Consider the following 20156-nt stretch of genomic DNA (forward strand, 5'->3'; position numbering starts at 1 on the left):
TGGAACAGGGCGGCGGGCTTGTGGATTATGGCTGTAACCACTCGGCGACGGCCTTCGCCGGGCGGCCGACCTTACTCAAGCCGGACAGGACCTGCGGAGAGACGGCATGAACCAGCCCCCCAACGCCGAGTTGCTCGACCGGCCGCTGCAACTGGCTCTGCGGCTGGATTCTCCGCTGACCGGCGACGTCCAGAACGACCGCCACATGATGGTCTACAGCCTGTTCGGCCTGTCGAAGGACAAGGCGGAATCGCTGCCGACCTACGACGACGGCAAGGTGCGGATCGAGGTGCGGGCGCCGAAGAACGTCGGCGTTGCGACGATCTGGGACAAGGCGGTGCTGCTCTACGCCATCTCGCTGCTGCGCGAGAAGATCGAGCAGGGCAAGGGGCCGGCCAAGCTGGGTGAACTGCACTTCACCACCAGCGACCTGCAGCGCATCGTCGGCAAGACGGCGGGCGGCAGCGCCTACGACAAGATCGAAGGCGCGCTGGAGCGGCTGCAGGGCACCCAGATCAAGACCAACCTGGAAACCGGCGGCGAGGGCGAGAGCGGCGCCTTCTCGTGGATTTCCGACTACAAGCTGCTCTACCAGCGCAAGAAGGACGGCGAGCGGGCGGTGCGCGGGCTGAAGCTGACGCTGTCGGGCTGGGTCACCCGCGCGGCGCTGGGCCACAATCTGCTGAGCTACCACGACCAGTATTTCGCGCTGAAGCCGGTGGAAAAGCGGCTGTACGAGATCGCGCGCGCCCATCTGGCGCGTGGCCACGCCTTCTGGATGGCGCTGGAGCCGCTGCGCAAGCGCGTCGGCTCCGACAACGACCTGCGCAAGTTCAAGAACGCGCTGGTGCCGGTGCTGGCGGCCGACCGCATCCCCGGCTACGGCGTCCGCATCGTCGAGACGGCCGAGTACAAGGAGACGATGAAGGCACGCGGGGCCGTGCTGGGCCGCGTGCTGAACGCCGACCTGCCGGTGCTGTTCTGGAAGAAGGACCAGGGCCAGCCCGCCTCCTGGATCGACGCGCCGAAGGTGGAATACGACGAGACGGTGTAACCCCGCCCTGCCCGGACGGTAGACACCCGTTGCCGGAGTGGCGACGACTTGCTAGGGTCGGACCCACCGGTGTGGGAACCGGTGCCGGCGGCAGGAGAACGGGTGTGACAGGGGACCAGTTGAAGGCGTTGCGGGAACGGCGTGGCCTGACCCAGACGCAGATGGCGGCGTTCGTCAACGAACTGACCGGCCGCAAATACGACAAGCAGCGCCTGAGCAAATGGGAAACCGGCAAGGAGGCCCTCCCGCGCGAGGTGCTGGGCCGGCTGCTGCTGCTGGACCTGGAACGGCCGGACAGCGCCCTGCCCCGCCGCGGCACCACCGTTGCCGTCGGGCTGCAAAAGGGCGGCACCGCCAAGACCGCGACCTCGATCAACCTCGCCTTCATCCTGGCGCGGGCGGGCAACCGCGTGCTGCTGGTCGACGCCGACCCGCAGGGCAACGCGTCGGTCCATGTCGGCGTGCCGCAGTCGGACATCGTCGCGCTGACCGAAACTGGCAAGGTGCTGTACCACGCGCTGATGGGCAAGACGCCGCTCGACGACGTCATCCTGCCGACCAGTGTCGCCGGGCTGGACGTGGTGCCGAGCAGCATCGCGCTCGCCAGCGCCGACACGGAACTGCCGGGCAACCTGACCAACGCCCAGACCGCGCTGGCCGAGATGCTGGACGGGGTGCGGGCGCGCTACGACGTCATCGTCATCGATTGCGCGCCGAACCTGGGGGCGGTGACGATCAACGCGCTGACCGCCGCCGACTATGTGCTGGTGCCCTGCCAGGCGGAGCCCCACGCCATCCTGGGCGTCAGCGCCTTCCTCGACACCGTCGCCAAGATCCAGCGGCGGCTGAACCCGCGGCTGCAGGTTCTGGGCATCCTGCCGACCATGGTCAACCCGCGCCAGACCCAGGACCGGTCGTCGCTGGAGGACATCCAGCGGCTGTGGGGGACCGAACGCCACGTCTTCCCGCCGGTGCCGCGCGCCACCATCTACGCCCAGGCGGCGGGCGCCAACGTCATCACGCTGGACGCCGACATCGGCGCGCCGGGGGTGGAGAGCTACGCCGCCATCGCCAACGCCCTGCTGACCGCCATGGGACGCCTGCGGGAGACCGTCGATGCCGCCTAAGAAGCTGACCCGCCAGACCGCCGCCGCCGTCCTGCAAGCCAAGGAGGCCGGCTTCGCCGCCGAAACCGACCGTATGTTCGGGTTGAGCGGCGTGCTGCCCCGGCTGATCGAGGCCGACCTCGACGCCATCGACACCAACCCCGGCCAGCCGCGCACCGTCTTCGACGACGAGTCCCTGCGCTCGCTGGCGGACTCGATCGCCCGCCATGGGCTGCAGCAGCCGGTGCTGGTGCAGGAGGGGGCGGAGAAGGGCCGTTACCGCCTGGTCGCCGGCGAACGGCGGCTGCGCGCCCACCGGCTGCTTGGTCGCGGCACCATCGCCGCCATCATCACCAAGGGGCGGCCGGAAGAGATCGCGCTGATCGAGAACGTCCAGCGGGTCGATCTCGACGCCATCGACCTCGCCCGTGGCTTGGCCCAGCTGATCGACGCCCACGGCTACACCCAGGCCGAGGTCGCCGCCGCCGTCGGCTGTTCGGAGGCCGAGGTGTCGAAGCGCCTGAAGGTGCTCCGCCTGCCCGACGACATCCTGGCCGATTACCGCGCCAACCCCGACGCGGTGTCACGCTCCGCCCTGGTCGAACTGGCCTTCGTCGAGGATGAGGGCGAGTTGCGCCGGCTGTGGCAGACGGCGCGGACCGGCGGGTTGACCGTCGGCGCGGTGCGGGCCGCCCGCCCCGCCTCCTCCACCTCGGCCGAGCCGTTGCGGGTGCTGGGCAAGGCGATCAACCGCATGGACAAGGATCTGGCCGCCATCGACGGCGCCGCCCAGGCCTTGCAGCGCGAGCATCGCGAGCGCTTGCAGGCGCTGCGCGACCGCATCGACGCGCTGTTGAACACCTGACGCTTTCGACCGCGAAAGCGCGCCCAGGTTGCTTCCGTAATATCATGCAGCGTCCGGTTGCCTTTCGATTGCGAAAGCCTGCGGCGAGCGGGTAGGGTGACCGCTCGCCGTCCTCATGCTAAAGGACGGGATCTGATCCTTGATCTCACCGACCTCATAGGTCTTGCGATGACGGCTGTGCAGAGACGACATGTTCTCGGTCTTCTCGGGGCCATGGCCGCAGCGCCGGTTTGGGCGCCGGCCCGGGCCGCCGCCAGCGGCGTGCTGCGGATCGGTGTCAAGTCCCTGCCCGCCTCGCTCAACCCGCTGACGGTCAATGACCTCGTCGCCCGCCAAATCCTCGGGGCGATGTACGAGAGCCTGACGACCGTCGATCCGCAGGGCCGCATCCTGCCGGGGCTCGCCGTCGCCTGGGAGGCGTCGGCCGACGCCCGGCGCTGGCGGCTGACGGTGCGGGACAATGTGACCTTCCACACCGGCCGCCGCTTCACCGCCCACGACGTCAAGCGCAGCTTCGAAGCCGCGCTGGTGACGGAGGGGTCCAACTTCGCGGTCCTGGCGCTGTCCAAGGTCCGCGGCTTCCGGGAGCTGCGCGCCCGGGAAACCCGCGATCTCGCCGGCGTGACGGTGCTCGACGACCGCAACCTGGAGGTCGTCTGCGACGAACCCTGCGCGGTGTTTCCCTTCGCGCGCTTCAACATCGTCGACATGCAGGCGGTGGAGCAGGCGGGTGGCGACTGGTACCGGACCCTGTCGGCGGGGACCGGAACCTACCGTCTCCTGCGCACCAACGACGGCATCGCCATTGATGTGGAGGCCAGCCCGCTGTGGCGCGGTGGTCCGGCGCCGTTCGAGCGGGTGTCTTTCCTCGCCACCGGGATCGGCAACGACGGCATCACCCTGTTCAACGACAGCCAGATCGACTTCACCTTCGTCGACACCGACGCCCTGCGCGGGGTGATGGACGATCCCGGTTTCAAGCGGTCGCTGTCCAACGTGCCGCGCATGCAGATGCGGGTGGTGGCGCTGGACCCCCGCCGGGTCCCGGCCTTCGCCGACCTCCGGGTGCGTCGGGCGATGTCACTGTTGATCGACCGCCAGGCGATGGCCGAGCGCTTCTTCCGCGGGGTGGCCGCCGTTCACAACGGGGTGGTGCCACCGGCGCTGCTGGCGAACGAGCGGCTGGAGCCGCTGGCCTACGACCCGACCCGCGCCCGCCAGTTGCTGGAGGAGGCCGGCTTCCCCGAGGGCCGCGGCATCGATCCCTTCACCGTGAACGTCATCCCCGAATACCGGCGCGAGTTCGTCTATTACGTGTCGCAGTGGAACAACGCCGGCATCCCGGCGAAGCTGGTCATGTCGCCGCGTCAGGAGTTCATCGCGCGGTCGCGCCGGCGCGACTACGACGCCTTCCTGTTCGGTTGGACCGCGACCTACCCCGATCCGATGAACTTCCTCGACGAGCTGTTCACCAGCCGCAGCCGCTTCAACCCGGTCGGCTGGTCGAACCCGGCCTTCGACGCGCTGATCGAACAGGCGATGGCGATTCCCGATCCCGGTCGCCGGGCCGAGGTCTACAAGGACGCGGAGGCCATGGTGATGAACGACCTGCCGGTCCTTCCGCTGGTGGTGCCCGACTATGTCGCGTTGCGCGGCAACGTGCTGAGCGACAACTTCATCACGCCGTTCGGCGGCCTGAATTTCGGCTGAAGCCGCGGCTGCGGCGTCCGCCGCATCGGCATGAAAAAAGCCCCTGTCCGCCGAAGCGGGCAGGGGCTTTTTCATGGTGGCGTCCGGTGAGGGTCAGACGGCGTCCTGTGCCGTCCGTGCCTCGCGCAGACAATCGGCGGACTTGGCCTCACGCAGGCAGTCCGCGCCTTTCGCCTCGCGCAGGCAGTCGGCGGCCTTGGCTTCGCGCAGGCAATCCGCCGTCGCAGCTTCGCGCAAACAGTCGGCGCTCACCGCTTCACGCAAGCAGTCCGCCCCCTTCGCTTCGCGCAGGCAGTCCGCGTTCACCGCCTCGCGCAGGCAATCGGCACTCTTGGCTTCGCGCAAGCAGTCGGCGCTCTTGGCCTCGCGCAGGCAGTCCGCGGTGTCGAACAGGCGGGCGCTGTCGGCGCGGGCGGCGGCCATGCGCTCCGCCGGCACGGCGACGCCGTTGTGATGGAGGTATTCGCCATAGACCGCGTCGCAGAAGCGGACATAGGCGCGGGTGTCGGCGACGATGAACTCATGCCACAGATCGTCGCAGGCGGCGGATTGCGGCACGATGTCCCGGTCGGGATGCTCGGCGCAGGCCAGCAGGAACGCCTTCAACTGTTCCAGCGCGATCCTGGAGGTGGGGCGGGGCATGCCCGCGGCGATCGCCCGGTTCACGACATAGCCGAAATCGAATCCGGCGATGATGTCGCGCGCGCGCGTGATATCGCTCTTGGTGGCACCGTGCATCACAGTCTCCCAGGTTGCTTCTTCCGTGCCCTTCACCGGGTCGTCGAGCAATCCGTGGGCACTGTTCGAATGTTGTGCCACAGGAGCGAGGTGTACGTATGTTTTTTTTGGTCCTAGAGCCGCCGCCAGGGGCAACAGTCTGTCACTTGGCCGGGGTACTAGCCCGAACAGCCTGCCGCGCGCCCGTCATCGTCTCGACCAGGGCGGTCAGCCGGTCGGGCAGGATCGGTTTGGCGGCCACCAGGATCCCCATCTCGCCGGCCTTGCGCGTCACCTCGGCGTCGAGCCGCCCCGACATCAGGACCGCCGGGACGCGCACGCCGAGCCGCCGCCAGATCTCGGCGATGAAATCCAGCCCGTTCTCGGTGGCGGACAGGTGGTAATCGGCGATCACGGCGTCCGGCCGCATCGTCCCGTCCTCCATCACGCGAAGCCCCTGGGCGACGGTGGAGGCCCCCTGGACGCGGTGGCCGGCGCTGCCGAGGAACAGGGTGATGGCCGACAGCACGAAGCTGTCGTCGTCGATCACCAGGATCGCGATGTCCCCCGCCCCCCGGACGGTGTCGCCGGCCATCGCAGGAGCCGCCGCGGCAACGGGAAGGGGGAGGGGCGCCCCCGTGACCGCCGGCATGGGCTGTTGGACCAGCGCCGGCTCCGGCACCATTGCGTCGGGGGCGAGCGGCACGGTGACCGAGAAGACCGACCCCTTGCCCGGCACCGACCGCAGCTTCACCGGATGGTCGAGCACCGCGGCCAGCCGCTTGACGATCGACAGGCCGAGGCCGATGCCGTTGTCGCGGTTGCGCTCCGGGTTGCCGATCTGGTGGAACTCCTCCCAGATGGCGTCCAGCCGGTCTTCCGGGATGCCGATGCCGCTGTCGCGCACCTCGACGATCACGTGGTCGCCGGACTCCAGGCAGGCGACCTGCACCTGACCGCTCGGCGTGTAGCGGATGGCGTTGTCGATCAGGTTGCCCAGCAGGCGCAGCAGCAGGACACGGTCGGTTAAGACGCTCGCGCGGCAGGGCGGCACGCTGAAGGCCAGCCCCTTGTTGCGGGCGACCGGGCCGAACTGGCTTTCCAGCGCCTCGAACAGGTCGGCGATCTCGTGCACGCCCTTGTTGGCGGGGACGCCGCCGGCGTCGAGCCGCGACACCTCCAGCAGCTCGTCCAGCAGCTGCTTCAGCGTCATCACCACCTGTTCGATCTTGCGGGCCGACTCCTCCACCGTCGGGTTCGGCGCCGTTGCCCGCAGCATCGCCGTCAGCATCAGCAGCGACTGGGCGGGCTGGCGCAGGTCGTGGCTGGCGGCGGCCATGAACTTGGCCTTGGACGCCACCGCCTGCTCGGCGCGTTCCTTGGCGGTGCGCAGATCGATGGCGTTCTGGCGGAAGGTGCCGAGCGCGGTCGCCATGCGGCCGATCTCGTCGTCGCGGTGGCGCATCGGCACGTCCACCGTGACGTCGCCGGCCGCCAGATCGGCCATGGCGCGGGTCATGCCGGCAATCGGCAGCGTCACGCCGCGCGTCGCCCACACCACGCCCAGCACCACCAGCAGCAGCGTCACCGCGCCGATGCCGCTCAGCAGCAGCACGTGGTGGCGGATGGCGGCGTTGGTCGGCGCGGCGTCCAGCCGGACCAGCAGCGTGCCGATGCTGCGCGGGGCGCCGGTGCGGTCGACGTGGGTCAGCGGCACCGCGGCGGCCGTCGCGGCCTCCTCGGTCAGCGGGCCGGCGCCGGTCTTCCGGTAGGTGGCGAAGCGCTCGCCCCGCGTGCCCAGGATCAGCGCCTCGGCGAAGCTGTCGATCGACCGCAGCGGTGCGAGCGCGGTCGCCGCTTCTTCCGGATCAAGGTCCCACAGCGCGTTGGCGACGTCGTCCAGCACGATCTTGGTCGCCAGTTCGGCCCGGATGGCCAGTTCGGCCCGGGTGCTGCGGACGTCGGCCTGGATCAGGACGACCATCGGCACGGCGATCAGCACCGACACCAGCATCACCGCCGATGCCGTCGTCCGGGCGACCAGGCTCCGCGAAAAAACGTTCAACAGCATTCCGAAGCTTTCGAGGGCAGCACGACCACCAGAAATCCGCCAGAACATCCTAGCCGAAGCGCCGCGGAAACTCGACATCCTCTTCATGCTGGTACAACAACTGGTGGCGAGAACTGCCGACCGGCCGGCGGGTCGGCGTGCGGCGAAAGCATCCGGCCGTGCCGACGGGGCTGGTGATATACAAAAAGGCCAGGAGACTGTGTCGAATCGATGCTTCTTCTTGCCCGGTTGCCTGTGTAAAAGTCCGCGACGCGGACGCGAAGAATTCAAACGGCGCCGGACCGGGGGCGAAAGGCGGGGGACCATGCGGACGCCATGGGGGGCGGGGCGATGGGAACGGGCATAGTCATCGCCCTTGCGCATGGCGTCGGCCTGCTGGCGCTGGTGCTGCTGGCCTACCGCTTCGTGCTGCGGCGGTTGGGTGTCCGGCGCCGCCCCTTCGTGCTTCTGTCCGGCCTGCTGTTCGGGGTGGCGGCCGCCATCTCCATGCTGGACGGCCACAGCGCCGCTCCGGGCGTGATCGTCGACCTGCGCAACGTGATGATCGGTCTGGCCGGACTGTTCGGCGGTTGGCCGGCGGCGCTGGTGTCGGCGGCGGTGGCCGCCGCGGTGCGGCTGTGGCTGGGCGGGGCCGGGGCCGTCACCGGGGTGGCCGGCATCCTGCTGACCGCCGTCGCCGCACCGTTGCTGGCCCGGCTGTTCGCGCGGCACGCGGCGGGCAGCGAGGCGGGGCGGGGGGCGCTGGGCTTCGGCAGGCTGGCGCTGTTCGGCCTCGCCATCACGCCGTTGACCCTGGCCGGTTTCCTGCTGCTGCCCGATGCCCGCCTCGGCCTCAGCCTGCTGGAGCAGGTGGCGCTGCCGCTGACCGCCTTCACCAGCCTGGGCATCGGCGTGCTGGGCGTGATGCTGGCGCGGGAGCACCGGCGTTTCGCCGACGAACGGGCGTCGGCGGAGAGCGAGGCGCTGTTCCGGGCGGTGTTCGATGTGTCGGCCGACAGCCTGCTGATCGTCCGGGTGGGGGAGGGCGGGGCCTTCACCCTGCACCGCGCCAACGACGCCGCCTTCCGCATGCTGGGCACGACGGCGGAGCAGGCGGAGGGCCGGCCGCTCGACACCGTGCTGGCGCCCGATCTGGCGGCCAAGGTGATGGCCGACCTGCAATCCTGCATCGACGCCGGCGGTCCGACCCGCTTCGAGGAGCAGCACACCCATGGCGGCGTCACCCGCTGGTGGGAGGTGTCCCAGGTGCCGATCCGCGATGCCGCCGGCGCGATCGTCATGGTGTCGGTCGGGGCCCGCGACATCACCCGCCGGCACGAGGCGGAGCGGATCATCCGCGCCAGCGAGGCGCGCTACCGCCTGCTCGCCCGCAGCGTCACCGACATCATCAGCCGCATCGGGCTGGACGGGGTGCGGCGCTTCTGTTCGGAGGCGACGCGCGACAGCCTGGGCTGCGCCCCCGGCGACCTGCTCGGCCGGCCGCTGGTCGAGCGCGTCCACCCCGACGACCGCGCGGCGGTGGCCGACGGGCTGGCGCGGCTGACCCTGGACCGCCCGACGCTGAAGACGACCTACCGCCTGCGCCACGCCGACGGCCATTGGGTGTGGATCGAAGGGGCGGTGCGGCTGATCGCCGACGATTGGGGGGCGCCGCAGGAGTATGTCAGCGTCGAGCGCGACGTCACCGCCCGCAAGATGATGGAGGCGGAGCTTCAGGACACCCGGCAGGCGGCGGAGGCGGCGAGCCGCTCCAAGACCGAGTTCCTGGCCAGCCTGAGCCACGAGCTGCGCACCCCGATGAACGCGGTGATCGGCTTCGCCGACCTGATCGCGCGGGAATCCGAAGGGCCGGTCGGCCATGACTCCTACCGCGACTTCGCCGTCAACATCCGCGACAGCGGCCAGCATCTGCTGGAGCTGATCAACGAGATCCTGGACCATGTCCGGGCGGAGGCCGGGCAGCTGGTGCTGGACGACGAGGTGGTCGACCTCGACGCCGCCGCGGTCTTCGCCATCCGGCTGCTGACCCCCAGGGCGGCGCGCGCCGGCATCACCATCGGCGCGTCGGTGGCGCCCGGCGCCCGCCATCTGCGCGGCGACGAACGCCGCATCCGCCAGATCCTGCTGAACCTGCTGTCGAACGCCGTCAAATACACGCCGGCCGGCGGGCAGGTGTCGCTGACCGCCGCGCCGGCCCCGGACGGCGGCCTGCTGCTGGAGGTGCGCGACAACGGCGTCGGCATTCCCGAACAGGATCTGGGCCGCGTCCTGCTGGCTTACACCCGGGTCGACAGCCCGGCGAACCGCCAGACCGAGGGCGCCGGGCTGGGGCTGCCGCTGACCCGCCGGCTGGTGGAGCTGCATGGCGGCACGCTGACGCTGTCCAGCCGGGTCGGGCAGGGCACCACCGTCACCATCCGTTTCCCGCCGGAGCGGCTGGCGGACGAAGGCGGCCGGCCCGCCCACCCGCCGGCCGGGCGTCCCAGCCTGTCGATCCTGATGGTGGAGGACGACCACAACATCCTGGAGCATGGCTGCGCGCTGCTGCGCGGCTGGGGCCACCGGGTGATCGGCGTCTCGGGCGCCGGCGAGGCGCTGGTGGTGCTGCGCGGCGGGCAGCCGCTGGATCTGCTGTTCAGCGACATCGTCATGCCGCCGGGCATGAACGGGGCCGAGCTGGCGCGCGAGGCGCGGCGGCTGCGGCCGGACCTGCCGGTGCTGCTCGCCTCCGGCTTCGCGGCGCACGCGGTGGTCGCCGACGACGTGGCGCTGGGCGGCTACGACCTGATCGCCAAGCCCTACGACCCGGCCGAGCTGCGCGACCGGCTGGACCGGCTGCAGGCGCCGGTTTCGTCCTCGTCCCCGCCCTCCCTGCCGGCGCCGGGGACGATCCGGCCTCTGCCCCCTCCGGCCCCAGCCGCTCCGCCAACCCCTCCGGCCGCCGTGGAACCGCCGGCGGACGCGCTGCGCATCCTGGTGGCGGAGGATGTCGAGATGAACCGCCTGCTGGTAGTCACGCTGCTGAGCCAGGCCGGGCATGCCGTCACCGCGGTGGAGGACGGGGCGCAGGCGGTGGAGGCGGTTGGCCGCGACCCCTTCGACGTCGTCCTGATGGACGTCAACATGCCGGTGATGGATGGGCTGGAGGCGACGCGGGCGATCCGGGCGTTGCCGCCGCCGGCCGGTCGGATCGCCATCGTCGCGCTGACCGCCAACAGCTTCCCCGAGGACATCGCCCGCTGCCGGGCCGCCGGCATGGACGGTTATGTGTCGAAGCCGATCGACCGCGCCGTGCTGTCCCGTGAGATCGCCCGCTGCGTCGCCGCCCGCCGCGCCACCCCGAGCCTTCGGGACTAGCCGGCCGGCGGGGTTGATCGCGCGGCGTTTCTGACCGACCTTGGGGGCGACCTGTTGCAAACCCGAAGGATCATGCGATGACCGCCGGCCCCGCCTTCACCTGTGTGCTCGACGCCCGTGCCAAGCTGGGGGAGGGGCCGGTCTGGTCGGTGGCGGAACAGGCGCTCTATTGGGTCGACATCAAGGGGCGGGCGCTGAACCGTTTCGATCCGGCGACCGGTGCCAACAGCGTCCTGGCAATGCCGGAGGAGATCGGCTGCGTCGGCCTGCGCAAGGGCGGCGGCTTCATCGCCGGGATGCGCTCCGGCCTGTGGGAGCTGGACGGGCAGGGCAGGCCGTTGGCCTGTCTCGCCCCTAACCCGGAGGACCAGACGGCCAGCCGCTTCAACGATGGCCGGGTCGATCCCGCCGGCCGCTACCTCGCCGGCACGCTGGACGAGCCCAAGGCTGGCGGCAAGGCGCATCTCTACCGTTACGACCGCCGCGGGCTGGCGGTGCTGGCCGGCGGTCTGCTGACCTCCAACGGGCTGGCCTTCAGCCCGGACGGGCGGACGCTGTACCACGCCGACACCCCGACCTTCACCGTGCGCCGCTACCGCTACGACCCGGCGACCGGTGAGATCGCCGACGGCGCGGTCTTCGTCCGGCTGCAGCCGACGGCGGACGACCGCGGCCGTCCCGATGGCGCCGCGGTGGATGCCGACGGCTGCTATTGGACGGCGCTGTACGAGGGCGGCCGGGTGGCGCGCTTCGCCCCCGATGGCCGCCTGCTGTCGGAACACCCGCTGCCGGCGCGCTGCCCGACCATGGTGGCGTTCGGCGGCCCCGACCTGCGGACGCTCTACGTCACCACCGCCAGCGCCGGCCGGCCGGCCGATGAGCTGGAGCGCTTGCCGCAGTCGGGCGGCCTGTTCGCGATGGCGGTCGACGTCCCTGGCTTGGCCGTGCCGTTGTTCGACCCGGCGGTGTAGCGCCTACAGGTAGTTCGAGACTTCGACCAGATTGTCGTCGGGGTCGCGGAAATAGACCGAACGCATCGGGCCGGTGGCGCCGGTGCGGGGGACCGGGCCTTCCTCGATGGCGACGCCGTGCGCCTGAAGATGGGCGATCACGGCGTCCAGCGGCGTCTCGGTGATCAGGCAGAAATCGGCGGAACCGGCGGTCGGCCGTTTGGCCTTGGGCTCGAACTCCCGGCCGACCTCGTGCAGGTTGAACTTCTGCGCGCCGAAGGCGAGCGCCCGCCGCCCGCCGGCGAAGGTGACGACCTCCATCCCCAGCACGTCGTGGTAGAAGGCGCAGGTCGCCTCGATCGAGGCGACCGTCAGCACGACGTGGTCGAGGCGGGCGATCTTCATGCGGTCCTCACATGCGGGTCGGGGCGGGGACCGGCTTGGCGACCGCCGGGACCGAAGCGGAGGACAGGGTGTTCGGCGCCTGTGCCGCCGGAACCGGCAGCGGCGCCGGCTTGCTGAGCGGACGCAGGGTCGACACCGGGGTCACCGGGGCGGCGGAGCCGTTGGTGGACACCGCCCCGGTCGGGGACGGAACCGACGAGGGCGCGGCCGGGGCCGGCGTGCTGGGCGGATCCTCGTAGATGTCGGGATGGACGCGCACGGTGCCGCTGGTGTCGACCGAGGCGTTCCAATAAACGAAGCGCACCGGGATGGCGTTCGGCAGGCGGATCGTCTTGGTCTCTCCGGTGTCGAGCTGCTGGCCGATGCCGCTCGGCGTCAGCTTGGCGGCGCTCAGCAGCGTCTCGGCCATCAGGCGGGCGTCCTCCAGCCGGACGCAGCCGGAGCTGGCGGCGCGCAGGTCGCGGCTGAACAGCTTCGGGTCGTTGGTGCCGTGCAGGAAGATGCCGTCGCCGTTGGTCAGGTTGAAGCGGAAGCGGCCGAGAGCGTTGTCGTCGCCCGGCTTCTGGACGATGCGGATGCGGCCGGGATCGACCGACCACCAGTTGATCGACTGGGTGACGACCTCCGCCCCGTCCAGATAGACGACGGCGTTCTTGATGCCGGTGGTGCCCTTCTTGCGCAGGGCCGGCAGCTTGTCCTCGCTCAGCACGGTCGGCGGGACGGTCCAAGTCGGGTTGATGGTGACGCTGGTGATCTTGTCCTGCAGCAGCGGCGTCTTGCGCGACGGCCGCCCCACCACCGCCCGCATGGTGAAGGCCGGCCGGCCGCGGTCGATCAGGGTGACCGACTGCGCCGGCAGGTTGACCAGCACCGTGGTGTCGGGGATCGAGGCCTGCTGCGCCCGCATCGCCGCGGCGGCGCGGCGCAGCAGGGCGACGGTCTGCGCCGGCGTGCGGTCCAGCGCCTGCCGCGTCACCTCGCCGACCTTGCCGTCGGGCTGAAGCCCCTCGGCGGTCTGGAAGGCGCGCACCGCGTTCTCGACATTGTCGTCGAATTTGTCGGTCCACTGGTCGGCCGGCAGATGGCCCAGCTCGATCAGGCGGCGGGCAACCCGGCCGACGCGGTCGGCCAGCGGCGAGCGCACGCTGAAGACGACCGGCGGCGCCGGCTCCACCGGGGCGAGGCCGGGCAGGGTGGGGGCCTGGTCGGCCACCGGCACCTCGACCGCCGCGGCGACCGTCTCGACCATGCCGCCGTCGTCCTTCTTGACGACCGCGCCATAGCCGATCCGCGTTGCCTGGGCCTTGGGCGCGTTCTGGATCTCCAGCGCGCGGTGCTCCAGCGCGGCGGCCCAGCCGGCGACCAGCGGCGGTTTGGCGGCGTGCGCCGCCTCCTTTTGCTGCGCTTCGGCCAGCACCGGACCGCTCAGGACGACACCGACGAGGCCGCCGACCAGGCAGAGGGCGGCGGAGCGTCGGGAGAACAGGCGGCTTTGATCATGCATGGCGGACTGGACCAGATCGTGAACGGAAGGATCGAGCGGTGTATCCTTTAGCCAGCGCTTCGGGATCCGCAAGCGACATTTGGTGTCGGCTGCTCTGCTCGTCACACTGTTGCTCCCATGCATCGCGGCGTCATCCCGGGGTACCTCGGCCGTTACAGGCGTTAGTCACCAACGGTCGACGCCGGGGACGGCGTTTTATTCCACGGTCCGGCGGCGTCTTTCCGGCCCGGCCGGCGGGGGCGGCGGTATGTGTCATTTGACGTAGATACGCCTTTTCGCATGCGCGGTAGCCTCTGTCCGACGATGTGGTGAAGCTCCGGGCCAACCGGGGCGCCAGTGGAAGGGGGCAACTTCATGCGGACCAAGCAACTGACGTCGACGTTCGGGATCGGCGCGCTCGCCGGGCTGGCGATGGGCGCGATGGCGTCGATGGCCGCGCCGGCGATGGCGGCGGACGACACCATCAAGGTGGGCATCCTGCATTCGCTGTCCGGCACGATGGCGATCAGCGAGACGACGCTGAAGGACGTCATGCTGATGCTGATCGACGAGCAGAACAAGAAGGGCGGCGTTCTCGGCAAGAAGCTGGAGCCGGTGGTCGTCGACCCCGCGTCGAACTGGCCGCTGTTCGCCGAAAAGGCGCGCGAGCTGATCTCCAAGGACAAGGTGTCCGCCGTGTTCGGCTGCTGGACCTCGGTCAGCCGCAAGTCGGTGCTGCCGGTGTTCGAGGAACTGAACAACATCCTGTTCTACCCGGTCCAGTATGAGGGCGAGGAATCCTCGCGCAACGTCTTCTACACCGGCGCCGCCCCGAACCAGCAGGCGATCCCGGCCGTCGATTACCTGATGCAGAAGGAAAAGGTCCAGCGCTGGGTGCTGGCCGGCACCGACTACGTCTACCCGCGCACGACCAACAAGATCCTCGAAGCCTACCTGAAGGGCAAGGGCGTCAAGGACGAGGACATCAAGATCAACTACACGCCGTTCGGTCATTCCGATTGGCAGTCGATCGTCGCCGACATCAAGAAGTTCGGCTCCGCCGGCAAGAAGACCGCGGTGGTGTCCACCATCAACGGCGACGCCAACGTTCCCTTCTACAAGGAACTGGGCAACCAGGGCATCAAGGCGCAGGACATCCCGGTCGTCGCCTTCTCGGTCGGCGAGGAAGAGCTGGCCGGCATCGACACCAAGCCGCTGCTGGGCCATCTGGCCGCGTGGAACTACTTCCAGTCGGTCGAGAACCCGGCCAACGCCGAGTTCATCAAGAGCTGGAAGGCCTACACCAAGAACGACAAGCGCGTGACCAACGACCCGATGGAAGCCCACTACATCGGCTTCAACATGTGGGTGAAGGCGGTCGAGGCGGCCGGCACCACCGAGCCGGACAAGGTCATCGACGCCATGGTCGGCGTGGCGGTCCCCAACCTGACCGGCGGCTATTCGGCGATGCTGCCGAACCACCACATCACCAAGCCGGTGCTGATCGGCGAAGTGCAGGAGAACGGCCAGTTCGACGTCGTCTCCAAGACCCCGGGCCTGGTCCCCGGCGACGAGTGGTCGGACTTCCTGCCGGACAGCAAGGACCTGATCGCCGACTGGCGCAAGCCGATGTCCTGCGGCAACTTCAACGTGAAGACCGGCAAGTGCGGCGGCAAGGGGTCGTGAGGGCAGCGTTCGCTCTCTGATCTGAGTGGTCGCGACGCTTGCCCCCACCCTAACCCTCCCCCGCTCCGCAGGGGAGGGGATCTCTCCCTCCACCGCCCAGCGGGGGAGGGTCGGGGTGGGGGCAAGCGTCGCTCTTTGTAAGCCCCCCGCAGCAAAGGACCCGCGATGCGACGCGCTCTCCGCTGGCTCATGGCCGTTTGCGTGGTGGTCGCCACCTCGACGACCGCGCTGGCCGCTGACCTCCGCCCGCTTGTCCAGGCCCTGGGCAGCGGCGGCTATTCCGGCACCGAAAAGGCCTTGGCCCAACTGTCGGAGGCCGGCGACCCGGCCGCCGTGCCGGTGATCGAGGCGCTCCAGGCCGGCGACCTCTTCGTGCGCAAGGCCGACGGCACCGTCGTCGTCGCCCGCAAGAGCGGCGACGCCTTCACCCTGACCGACCCGCTGACCGGTGCCGCGCTGGGCAACGCGCCGTCGGGGGCGATCGACAAGATCCGCATCAACAATTCCCTGCGCCGCGCCCTCAGCGCCGCGGTCGGCGCGCTCACCCTGATGAGCCCCGACGCCGGCGTCCGCCGCTCCGCCGCCGACGCGGTGTTCAAGAGCCGCGACGCCGCCGCGCTGGAGACGCTGAACACCGCCCTGGCCAAGGAGCAGGACACCGGCATCCGCCGCGCCATGGAGCAGGCCCGCGCCGCCATCCTGCTGACCGCCGGCGGCGCTTCGGACGCCGACACCCAGGCGGCCGTCGCCACGCTGGCCGCGCGCGGCGACCGCGACGCCCTGGCGCTGCTGTCGATGATCGCCACCTCCGGCGCGTCGGACACCGCCAAGACCGCCGCCGCGTCGGCCGTCGCCACCGTCGAACAGACGCTGATGTTCTGGGGCGCCCTGCAGAACCTGTGGTACGGGCTGTCGCTCGGCTCGGTTCTGCTGCTGGCCGCCATCGGGCTGGCCGTCACCTTCGGCGTGATGGGCGTCATCAACATGGCGCATGGCGAGATGGTGATGATCGGCGCCTACACCACCTTCCTGGTGCAGGAGCTGTTCCGCGCCCACGCCCCCGGCCTGTTCGACCTGTCGATCCTGGTGGCGCTGCCCGCCGCTTTCATCGTGGCCGGCGGCGTCGGCATCGTCATCGAGCGCAGCGTGATCCGCTGGCTCTACGGCCGCCCGCTGGAGACGCTGCTCGCCACCTGGGGCCTGTCGCTTGCCCTGCAGCAGGCGGTGCGCTCCATCTTCGGCCCCTCCAACCGCGAGGTCGGCGCGCCGAGCTGGATGTCCGGCGCCTTCGAGCTGGGCGGCCTGACCATCACCTACGGCCGGCTGTGGATCGTCGTCTTCGCCTTCGCCGTCTTCGGCGCCCTGCTGGTGGCGCTGAAGCGCACCTGGTTCGGCCTGTCGATCCGCGCGGTGACGCAGAACCGGCCGATGGCCAACGCCATGGGCATCCGCACCGCGCGGGTCGATGCGCTGACCTTCGGGCTCGGCTCCGGCATCGCCGGGCTGGCCGGGGTGGCGCTGAGCCAGATCGACAACGTCAGCCCGAACCTGGGCCAGGGCTACATCATCGACAGCTTCATGGTCGTGGTGTTCGGCGGGGTCGGCAACCTGTGGGGCACGCTGGTCGGCGCGCTGGCGCTGGGCTCGCTCAACAAGTTCCTGGAGCCCTACGCGGGCGCCGTGCTGGGCAAGATCCTGGTGCTGGTGTTCATCATCCTGTTCATCCAACGGCGTCCGCGCGGCCTGTTCGCGCTGAAGGGCCGCGCGGTGGAGGCCTGACCGATGCTGCTGCGCTTTTTCCTGATGGGGCTCGACCGCAAGGCCGGGATCGTGCTGACGATCCTCGCGGTGCTGGCGGTCGCGGTCCCGGTGATGACGCTGTGGGTGCCGGCGGACTCGCCCTTCCACCTGTCGATCTTCACCGTCTCTCTGCTGGGCAAATACCTGTGCTTCGCGCTGCTGGCGCTGGCGCTCGATCTGGTCTGGGGCTATTGCGGCATCCTGTCGCTCGGCCACGCCGCCTTCTTCGCGCTCGGCGGCTACGCCATGGGCATGTACCTGATGCGGCAGATCGGCCCGCGCGGCGTCTACGGCAACCCGCTGCTGCCCGACTTCATGGTCTTCCTGAACTGGAAGGAGCTGCCCTGGTACTGGCTGGGCTTCGACCATTTCTGGTTCGCCGCGCTGATGGTGCTGCTGGTGCCGGGGGCGCTGGCCTTCGGCTTCGGCTGGTTCGCCTTCCGCAGCCGGGTCACCGGCGTCTACCTGTCGATCATCACCCAGGCGCTGACCTTCGCCCTGCTGCTCGCCTTCTTCCGCAACGACATGGGCTTTGGCGGCAACAACGGCCTGACCGACTTCAAGGACATCCTGGGCTACGACATCCAGGCCACCGGCACCCGGGTGACGCTGTTCGTCGCCACCGTGGTGGCGCTGGCGGTCAGCTACATGATCGCGTCGGGCGTCATCGGCTCGAAGCTGGGCAAGGTGCTGGTGGCGCTGCGCGACGCCGAAAGCCGGGTCCGCTTCATGGGCTACGACACCGAGAGCTACAAGCTGTTCGCCTGGACGCTGTCGGCCTGCATGGCCGGGGTGGCCGGCGCGCTCTACGTCCCGCAGGTCGGCATCATCAACCCGTCGGAGTTCGCCCCCGCCAGCTCGATCGAGGCGGTGATCTGGGTCGCCGTCGGCGGCCGCGGCACGCTCGCCGGCGCCATCCTGGGCGCGGTGCTGGTCAACATGGGCAAGAGCTATTTCACCGGCGCCCTGCCGGAGCTGTGGCTGTTCGCGCTCGGCGGCCTGTTCGTGGCGGTCACGCTGTTCCTGCCCAAGGGCCTGCTCGGGCTGGGCGCGCAGGTGACGGCCAGGCTTCCGGGACGCAAGAGCCAGGATCTTCCCAGCGGCAAGACCGCCGACCAGAAGGGGGTGTGACCCATGAGCGCGGAATCGACCCTTCTCTACCTCGACGGCGTGTCGGTCAGCTTCGACGGCTTCAAGGCGCTGAACAGCCTGTCGCTGGTGATGATGCCGGGCGAGATGCGGGCGATCATCGGCCCGAACGGCGCCGGCAAGACGACGATGATGGACGTCATCACCGGCAAGACCCGCCCCGACCACGGCACCATCCTGTTCGAGGGCGCGACCGACCTGACCAAGCTGCGCGAGGCGGCGATCGCCAACCTCGGCATCGGCCGCAAGTTCCAGCGCCCGACGGTGTTCGAGCCGCACACGGTGTGGGACAATCTGGAGCTGGCGCTGAAGGCGCCGCGCCGGCCGCTGAAGACGCTGACCTACGCCATCAGCCGCGACGACCGCAGCCGGATCGAGGAGATCCTCGACACCACCCGCCTGTCGGCGCTGCGCCACCGGCCGGCCGGCAGCCTGTCGCACGGGCAGAAGCAGTGGCTGGAGATCGGCATGCTGCTGGCCCAGGACCCCAAGCTGCTGCTGGTCGACGAGCCGGTGGCCGGCATGACCGACGCCGAGACCGAGCAGACGGCGGAGCTGCTGTGCAGCATCGCCGGCAAGCATTCGGTGATCGTGGTGGAGCACGACATGAGCTTCGTCCGCGCGCTGGGCGTCAAGGTGACGGTGCTGGCCGAAGGCTCCGTCCTGGCCGAAGGTTCGCTCGACGCGGTCAGCGCCAACCGGCAGGTCATCGACACCTATCTCGGCCGCTGAAAGGACCCCGACCATGCTGGACGTTCGTTCCGTCGATCTGCATTACGGCGCCGCGCAGGCGCTGCGCGCCGTGTCCATGAAGGCCGAAATCGGCAAGGTCACCTGTCTGGTCGGCCGCAACGGGGTGGGGAAATCCAGCCTGCTGCGCGCCATCGTCGGGCTGAAGCCGGTGTCGGGCGGCGCCATCGGCTGGGACGGCGCCGACGTCACCCGGCTGGCGCCGGCCGACCGGGCGCGCCGCGGCATCGCCTATGTGCCGCAGGGCCGCGAGATCTTCCCGCTGCTGACGGTGCGGGAGAACCTGCTGACCGGCTACGCCCCGCTGCCGCGGTCGCAGCGCTCGATCCCTGACGAGGTGTTCGAGCTGTTCCCGGTGCTGAAATCCATGCTGGAGCGCCGAGGCGGCGACCTGTCGGGCGGCCAGCAGCAGCAGCTCGCCATCGGCCGCGCCCTGGTGACCCGGCCGCGCCTGCTGGTGCTGGACGAGCCGACCGAGGGCATCCAGCCCTCCATCATCAAGGACATCGGCCGCGCGATTTCCTACCTGCGCGACAAGGGCACCATGGCGATCCTGCTGGTGGAGCAGTATTTCGACTTCGCCCGCGACCTCGCCGACGACTGGGTGGTGATGGAGCGCGGCGAGGTGATGCTGTCCGGTCCCCGCAGCGGCCTGGACGAGCAGGAGGTCCGCAAGTACCTGACGGTGTGAGGACATTCGGGGGAGGAAAGACCGGGCGAGGAAAGACCGGCGCCCCCGTCACCCTGACCGTTGGAGGTAGGGTGCGTCCGCCGTGGTACGTCGCAAGGGCCACCGGTGCGGGCGTCGCTCTTTAAAGGTCGTTAAGGATCGAAACCTCATGATGGCCTCACCGCGATCCTGCCCCAGGAGACCCAGGCCATGTCGATCTACAACGCCTCCTTCGACGCCGCCCCGACCGCCGAACCGACGGTCCGCAAGATGCATGGTCTGCCGCGCATGGCGGTGTGGGCGGTGATGATCGTGACGCCGTGGGTCGCCATCGTGCAGGCGGTGCGCCTGGTCTTCTGAGAACCGCGCACCACCCGCCGTTC

Annotated in this window: 16 protein-coding genes; 12 read left to right on the forward strand and 4 right to left on the reverse strand. The window is 69.9% G+C overall.

Translation table 11 applies throughout. The features are described from left to right. The first annotated feature begins 106 nt into the window (after positions 1-106). The 4 genes from TSO352_RS15910 (at position 107) to TSO352_RS15925 (ending at position 4735) form a co-directional block, all read left to right on the forward strand. Complete coding sequence (locus TSO352_RS15910) at positions 107-1054, forward strand: replication initiator protein A (RefSeq protein WP_109108239.1); 948 nt, start codon at positions 107-109, stop codon at positions 1052-1054. 104 nt (positions 1055-1158) lie between these two features. After that, positions 1159-2181 (forward strand): AAA family ATPase, encoded by a 1023-nt coding sequence (locus TSO352_RS15915; RefSeq protein ID WP_109108240.1) that lies wholly within the window; start codon positions 1159-1161, stop codon positions 2179-2181. After that, entirely contained in the window at positions 2171-3025 is an 855-nt protein-coding gene (locus tag TSO352_RS15920) for a ParB/RepB/Spo0J family partition protein (RefSeq protein WP_109108241.1), read from the forward strand. Before TSO352_RS15915 ends, TSO352_RS15920 begins: the two co-directional genes overlap by 11 nt. Before the next feature lie 213 nt (positions 3026-3238). Then, positions 3239-4735 (forward strand): ABC transporter substrate-binding protein, encoded by a 1497-nt coding sequence (locus tag TSO352_RS15925; protein ID WP_247872133.1) that lies wholly within the window; start codon positions 3239-3241, stop codon positions 4733-4735. Positions 4736-4828: 93 nt separating this feature from the next. Here TSO352_RS15925 and TSO352_RS15930 read toward each other — a convergent pair whose 3' ends face one another. Next, positions 4829-5524 carry a hypothetical protein gene (locus TSO352_RS15930; RefSeq protein ID WP_247872135.1) on the reverse strand — a complete coding sequence of 232 codons (696 nt, stop codon included), beginning with the start codon at positions 5522-5524 and terminating at the stop codon, positions 4829-4831. A gap of 91 nt (positions 5525-5615) precedes the next feature. Next, entirely contained in the window at positions 5616-7523 is a 1908-nt protein-coding gene (locus TSO352_RS15935; RefSeq protein ID WP_247872137.1) for a hybrid sensor histidine kinase/response regulator, read from the reverse strand. Positions 7524-7853: 330 nt separating this feature from the next. On the opposite strand from TSO352_RS15935, the gene TSO352_RS15940 reads away from it, so the two are divergent. Together TSO352_RS15940 and TSO352_RS15945 are read left to right on the forward strand one after the other, a co-directional pair. Next, positions 7854-10880, forward strand: coding sequence for a response regulator (locus TSO352_RS15940; protein ID WP_109108245.1), 3027 nt, complete (start codon positions 7854-7856; stop codon positions 10878-10880). A 77-nt stretch (positions 10881-10957) separates the two neighbouring features. Next, positions 10958-11851, forward strand: a complete 894-nt coding sequence (locus TSO352_RS15945) for an SMP-30/gluconolactonase/LRE family protein (protein WP_109108246.1) — start codon at positions 10958-10960, stop codon at positions 11849-11851. A gap of 3 nt (positions 11852-11854) precedes the next feature. On the opposite strand, the gene TSO352_RS15950 is transcribed toward TSO352_RS15945, so the two are convergent. Both TSO352_RS15950 and TSO352_RS15955 read right to left on the reverse strand, forming a co-directional pair. Beyond that, positions 11855-12235, reverse strand: coding sequence for a VOC family protein (locus TSO352_RS15950; RefSeq protein WP_109108247.1), 381 nt, complete (start codon positions 12233-12235; stop codon positions 11855-11857). 7 nt (positions 12236-12242) lie between these two features. After that, on the reverse strand, positions 12243-13739 hold the full coding sequence (locus tag TSO352_RS15955; protein WP_247872144.1) for a L,D-transpeptidase family protein: 1497 nt from the start codon (positions 13737-13739) through the stop codon (positions 12243-12245). Positions 13740-14150: 411 nt separating this feature from the next. Between TSO352_RS15955 and urtA the strand changes: the two genes are divergently transcribed. The 6 genes from urtA (at position 14151) to TSO352_RS33530 (ending at position 20133) form a co-directional block, all read left to right on the forward strand. Then, the gene (gene urtA, locus TSO352_RS15960) at positions 14151-15404 is read left to right on the forward strand and encodes an urea ABC transporter substrate-binding protein (protein ID WP_247872194.1); all 1254 of its coding nucleotides are present in this window, start codon (positions 14151-14153) and stop codon (positions 15402-15404) included. A 165-nt stretch (positions 15405-15569) separates the two neighbouring features. Further along, the gene (gene urtB, locus TSO352_RS15965; protein ID WP_109108250.1) at positions 15570-17183 is read left to right on the forward strand and encodes an urea ABC transporter permease subunit UrtB; all 1614 of its coding nucleotides are present in this window, start codon (positions 15570-15572) and stop codon (positions 17181-17183) included. A gap of 3 nt (positions 17184-17186) precedes the next feature. Next, positions 17187-18335: an urea ABC transporter permease subunit UrtC gene (gene urtC / locus TSO352_RS15970; RefSeq protein WP_109108251.1), complete on the forward strand. Its 1149-nt coding sequence runs from the start codon at positions 17187-17189 to the stop codon at positions 18333-18335. A 3-nt stretch (positions 18336-18338) separates the two neighbouring features. Then, a complete protein-coding gene (gene urtD, locus TSO352_RS15975; protein WP_109108252.1) occupies positions 18339-19085 on the forward strand; it encodes an urea ABC transporter ATP-binding protein UrtD in 747 nt (248 codons plus the stop codon). Positions 19086-19098: 13 nt separating this feature from the next. Continuing rightward, on the forward strand, positions 19099-19794 hold the full coding sequence (gene urtE / locus TSO352_RS15980; protein ID WP_109108253.1) for an urea ABC transporter ATP-binding subunit UrtE: 696 nt from the start codon (positions 19099-19101) through the stop codon (positions 19792-19794). A 189-nt stretch (positions 19795-19983) separates the two neighbouring features. Further along, positions 19984-20133 (forward strand): hypothetical protein, encoded by a 150-nt coding sequence (locus TSO352_RS33530; protein WP_199231610.1) that lies wholly within the window; start codon positions 19984-19986, stop codon positions 20131-20133. Positions 20134-20156 lie beyond the last annotated feature (23 nt).

It is taken from the genome of Azospirillum sp. TSO35-2 (assembly GCF_003116095.1).
Classification (GTDB): Bacteria; Pseudomonadota; Alphaproteobacteria; order Azospirillales; family Azospirillaceae; genus Azospirillum.

Bases quoted from the DNA above. Each gene is read 5' to 3' on its own strand.
- TSO352_RS15910 (WP_109108239.1), top strand. From the start codon at position 107: ATGAACCAGCCCCCCAACGCCGAGTTGCTCGACCGGCCGCTGCAACTG.
- TSO352_RS15920 (WP_109108241.1), top strand. From the start codon at position 2,171: ATGCCGCCTAAGAAGCTGACCCGCCAGACCGCCGCCGCCGTCCTGCAA.
- TSO352_RS15925 (WP_247872133.1), top strand. From the start codon at position 3,239: ATGGCCGCAGCGCCGGTTTGGGCGCCGGCCCGGGCCGCCGCCAGCGGC.
- TSO352_RS15935 (WP_247872137.1), bottom strand. From the start codon at position 7,523: ATGCTGTTGAACGTTTTTTCGCGGAGCCTGGTCGCCCGGACGACGGCA.
- TSO352_RS15940 (WP_109108245.1), top strand. From the start codon at position 7,854: ATGGGAACGGGCATAGTCATCGCCCTTGCGCATGGCGTCGGCCTGCTG.
- TSO352_RS15945 (WP_109108246.1), top strand. From the start codon at position 10,958: ATGACCGCCGGCCCCGCCTTCACCTGTGTGCTCGACGCCCGTGCCAAG.
- TSO352_RS15950 (WP_109108247.1), bottom strand. From the start codon at position 12,235: ATGAAGATCGCCCGCCTCGACCACGTCGTGCTGACGGTCGCCTCGATC.
- TSO352_RS15955 (WP_247872144.1), bottom strand. From the start codon at position 13,739: ATGCATGATCAAAGCCGCCTGTTCTCCCGACGCTCCGCCGCCCTCTGC.
- urtA (WP_247872194.1), top strand. From the start codon at position 14,151: ATGGGCGCGATGGCGTCGATGGCCGCGCCGGCGATGGCGGCGGACGAC.
- urtB (WP_109108250.1), top strand. From the start codon at position 15,570: ATGCGACGCGCTCTCCGCTGGCTCATGGCCGTTTGCGTGGTGGTCGCC.
- urtC (WP_109108251.1), top strand. From the start codon at position 17,187: ATGCTGCTGCGCTTTTTCCTGATGGGGCTCGACCGCAAGGCCGGGATC.
- urtD (WP_109108252.1), top strand. From the start codon at position 18,339: ATGAGCGCGGAATCGACCCTTCTCTACCTCGACGGCGTGTCGGTCAGC.
- urtE (WP_109108253.1), top strand. From the start codon at position 19,099: ATGCTGGACGTTCGTTCCGTCGATCTGCATTACGGCGCCGCGCAGGCG.
- TSO352_RS33530 (WP_199231610.1), top strand. From the start codon at position 19,984: ATGTCGATCTACAACGCCTCCTTCGACGCCGCCCCGACCGCCGAACCG.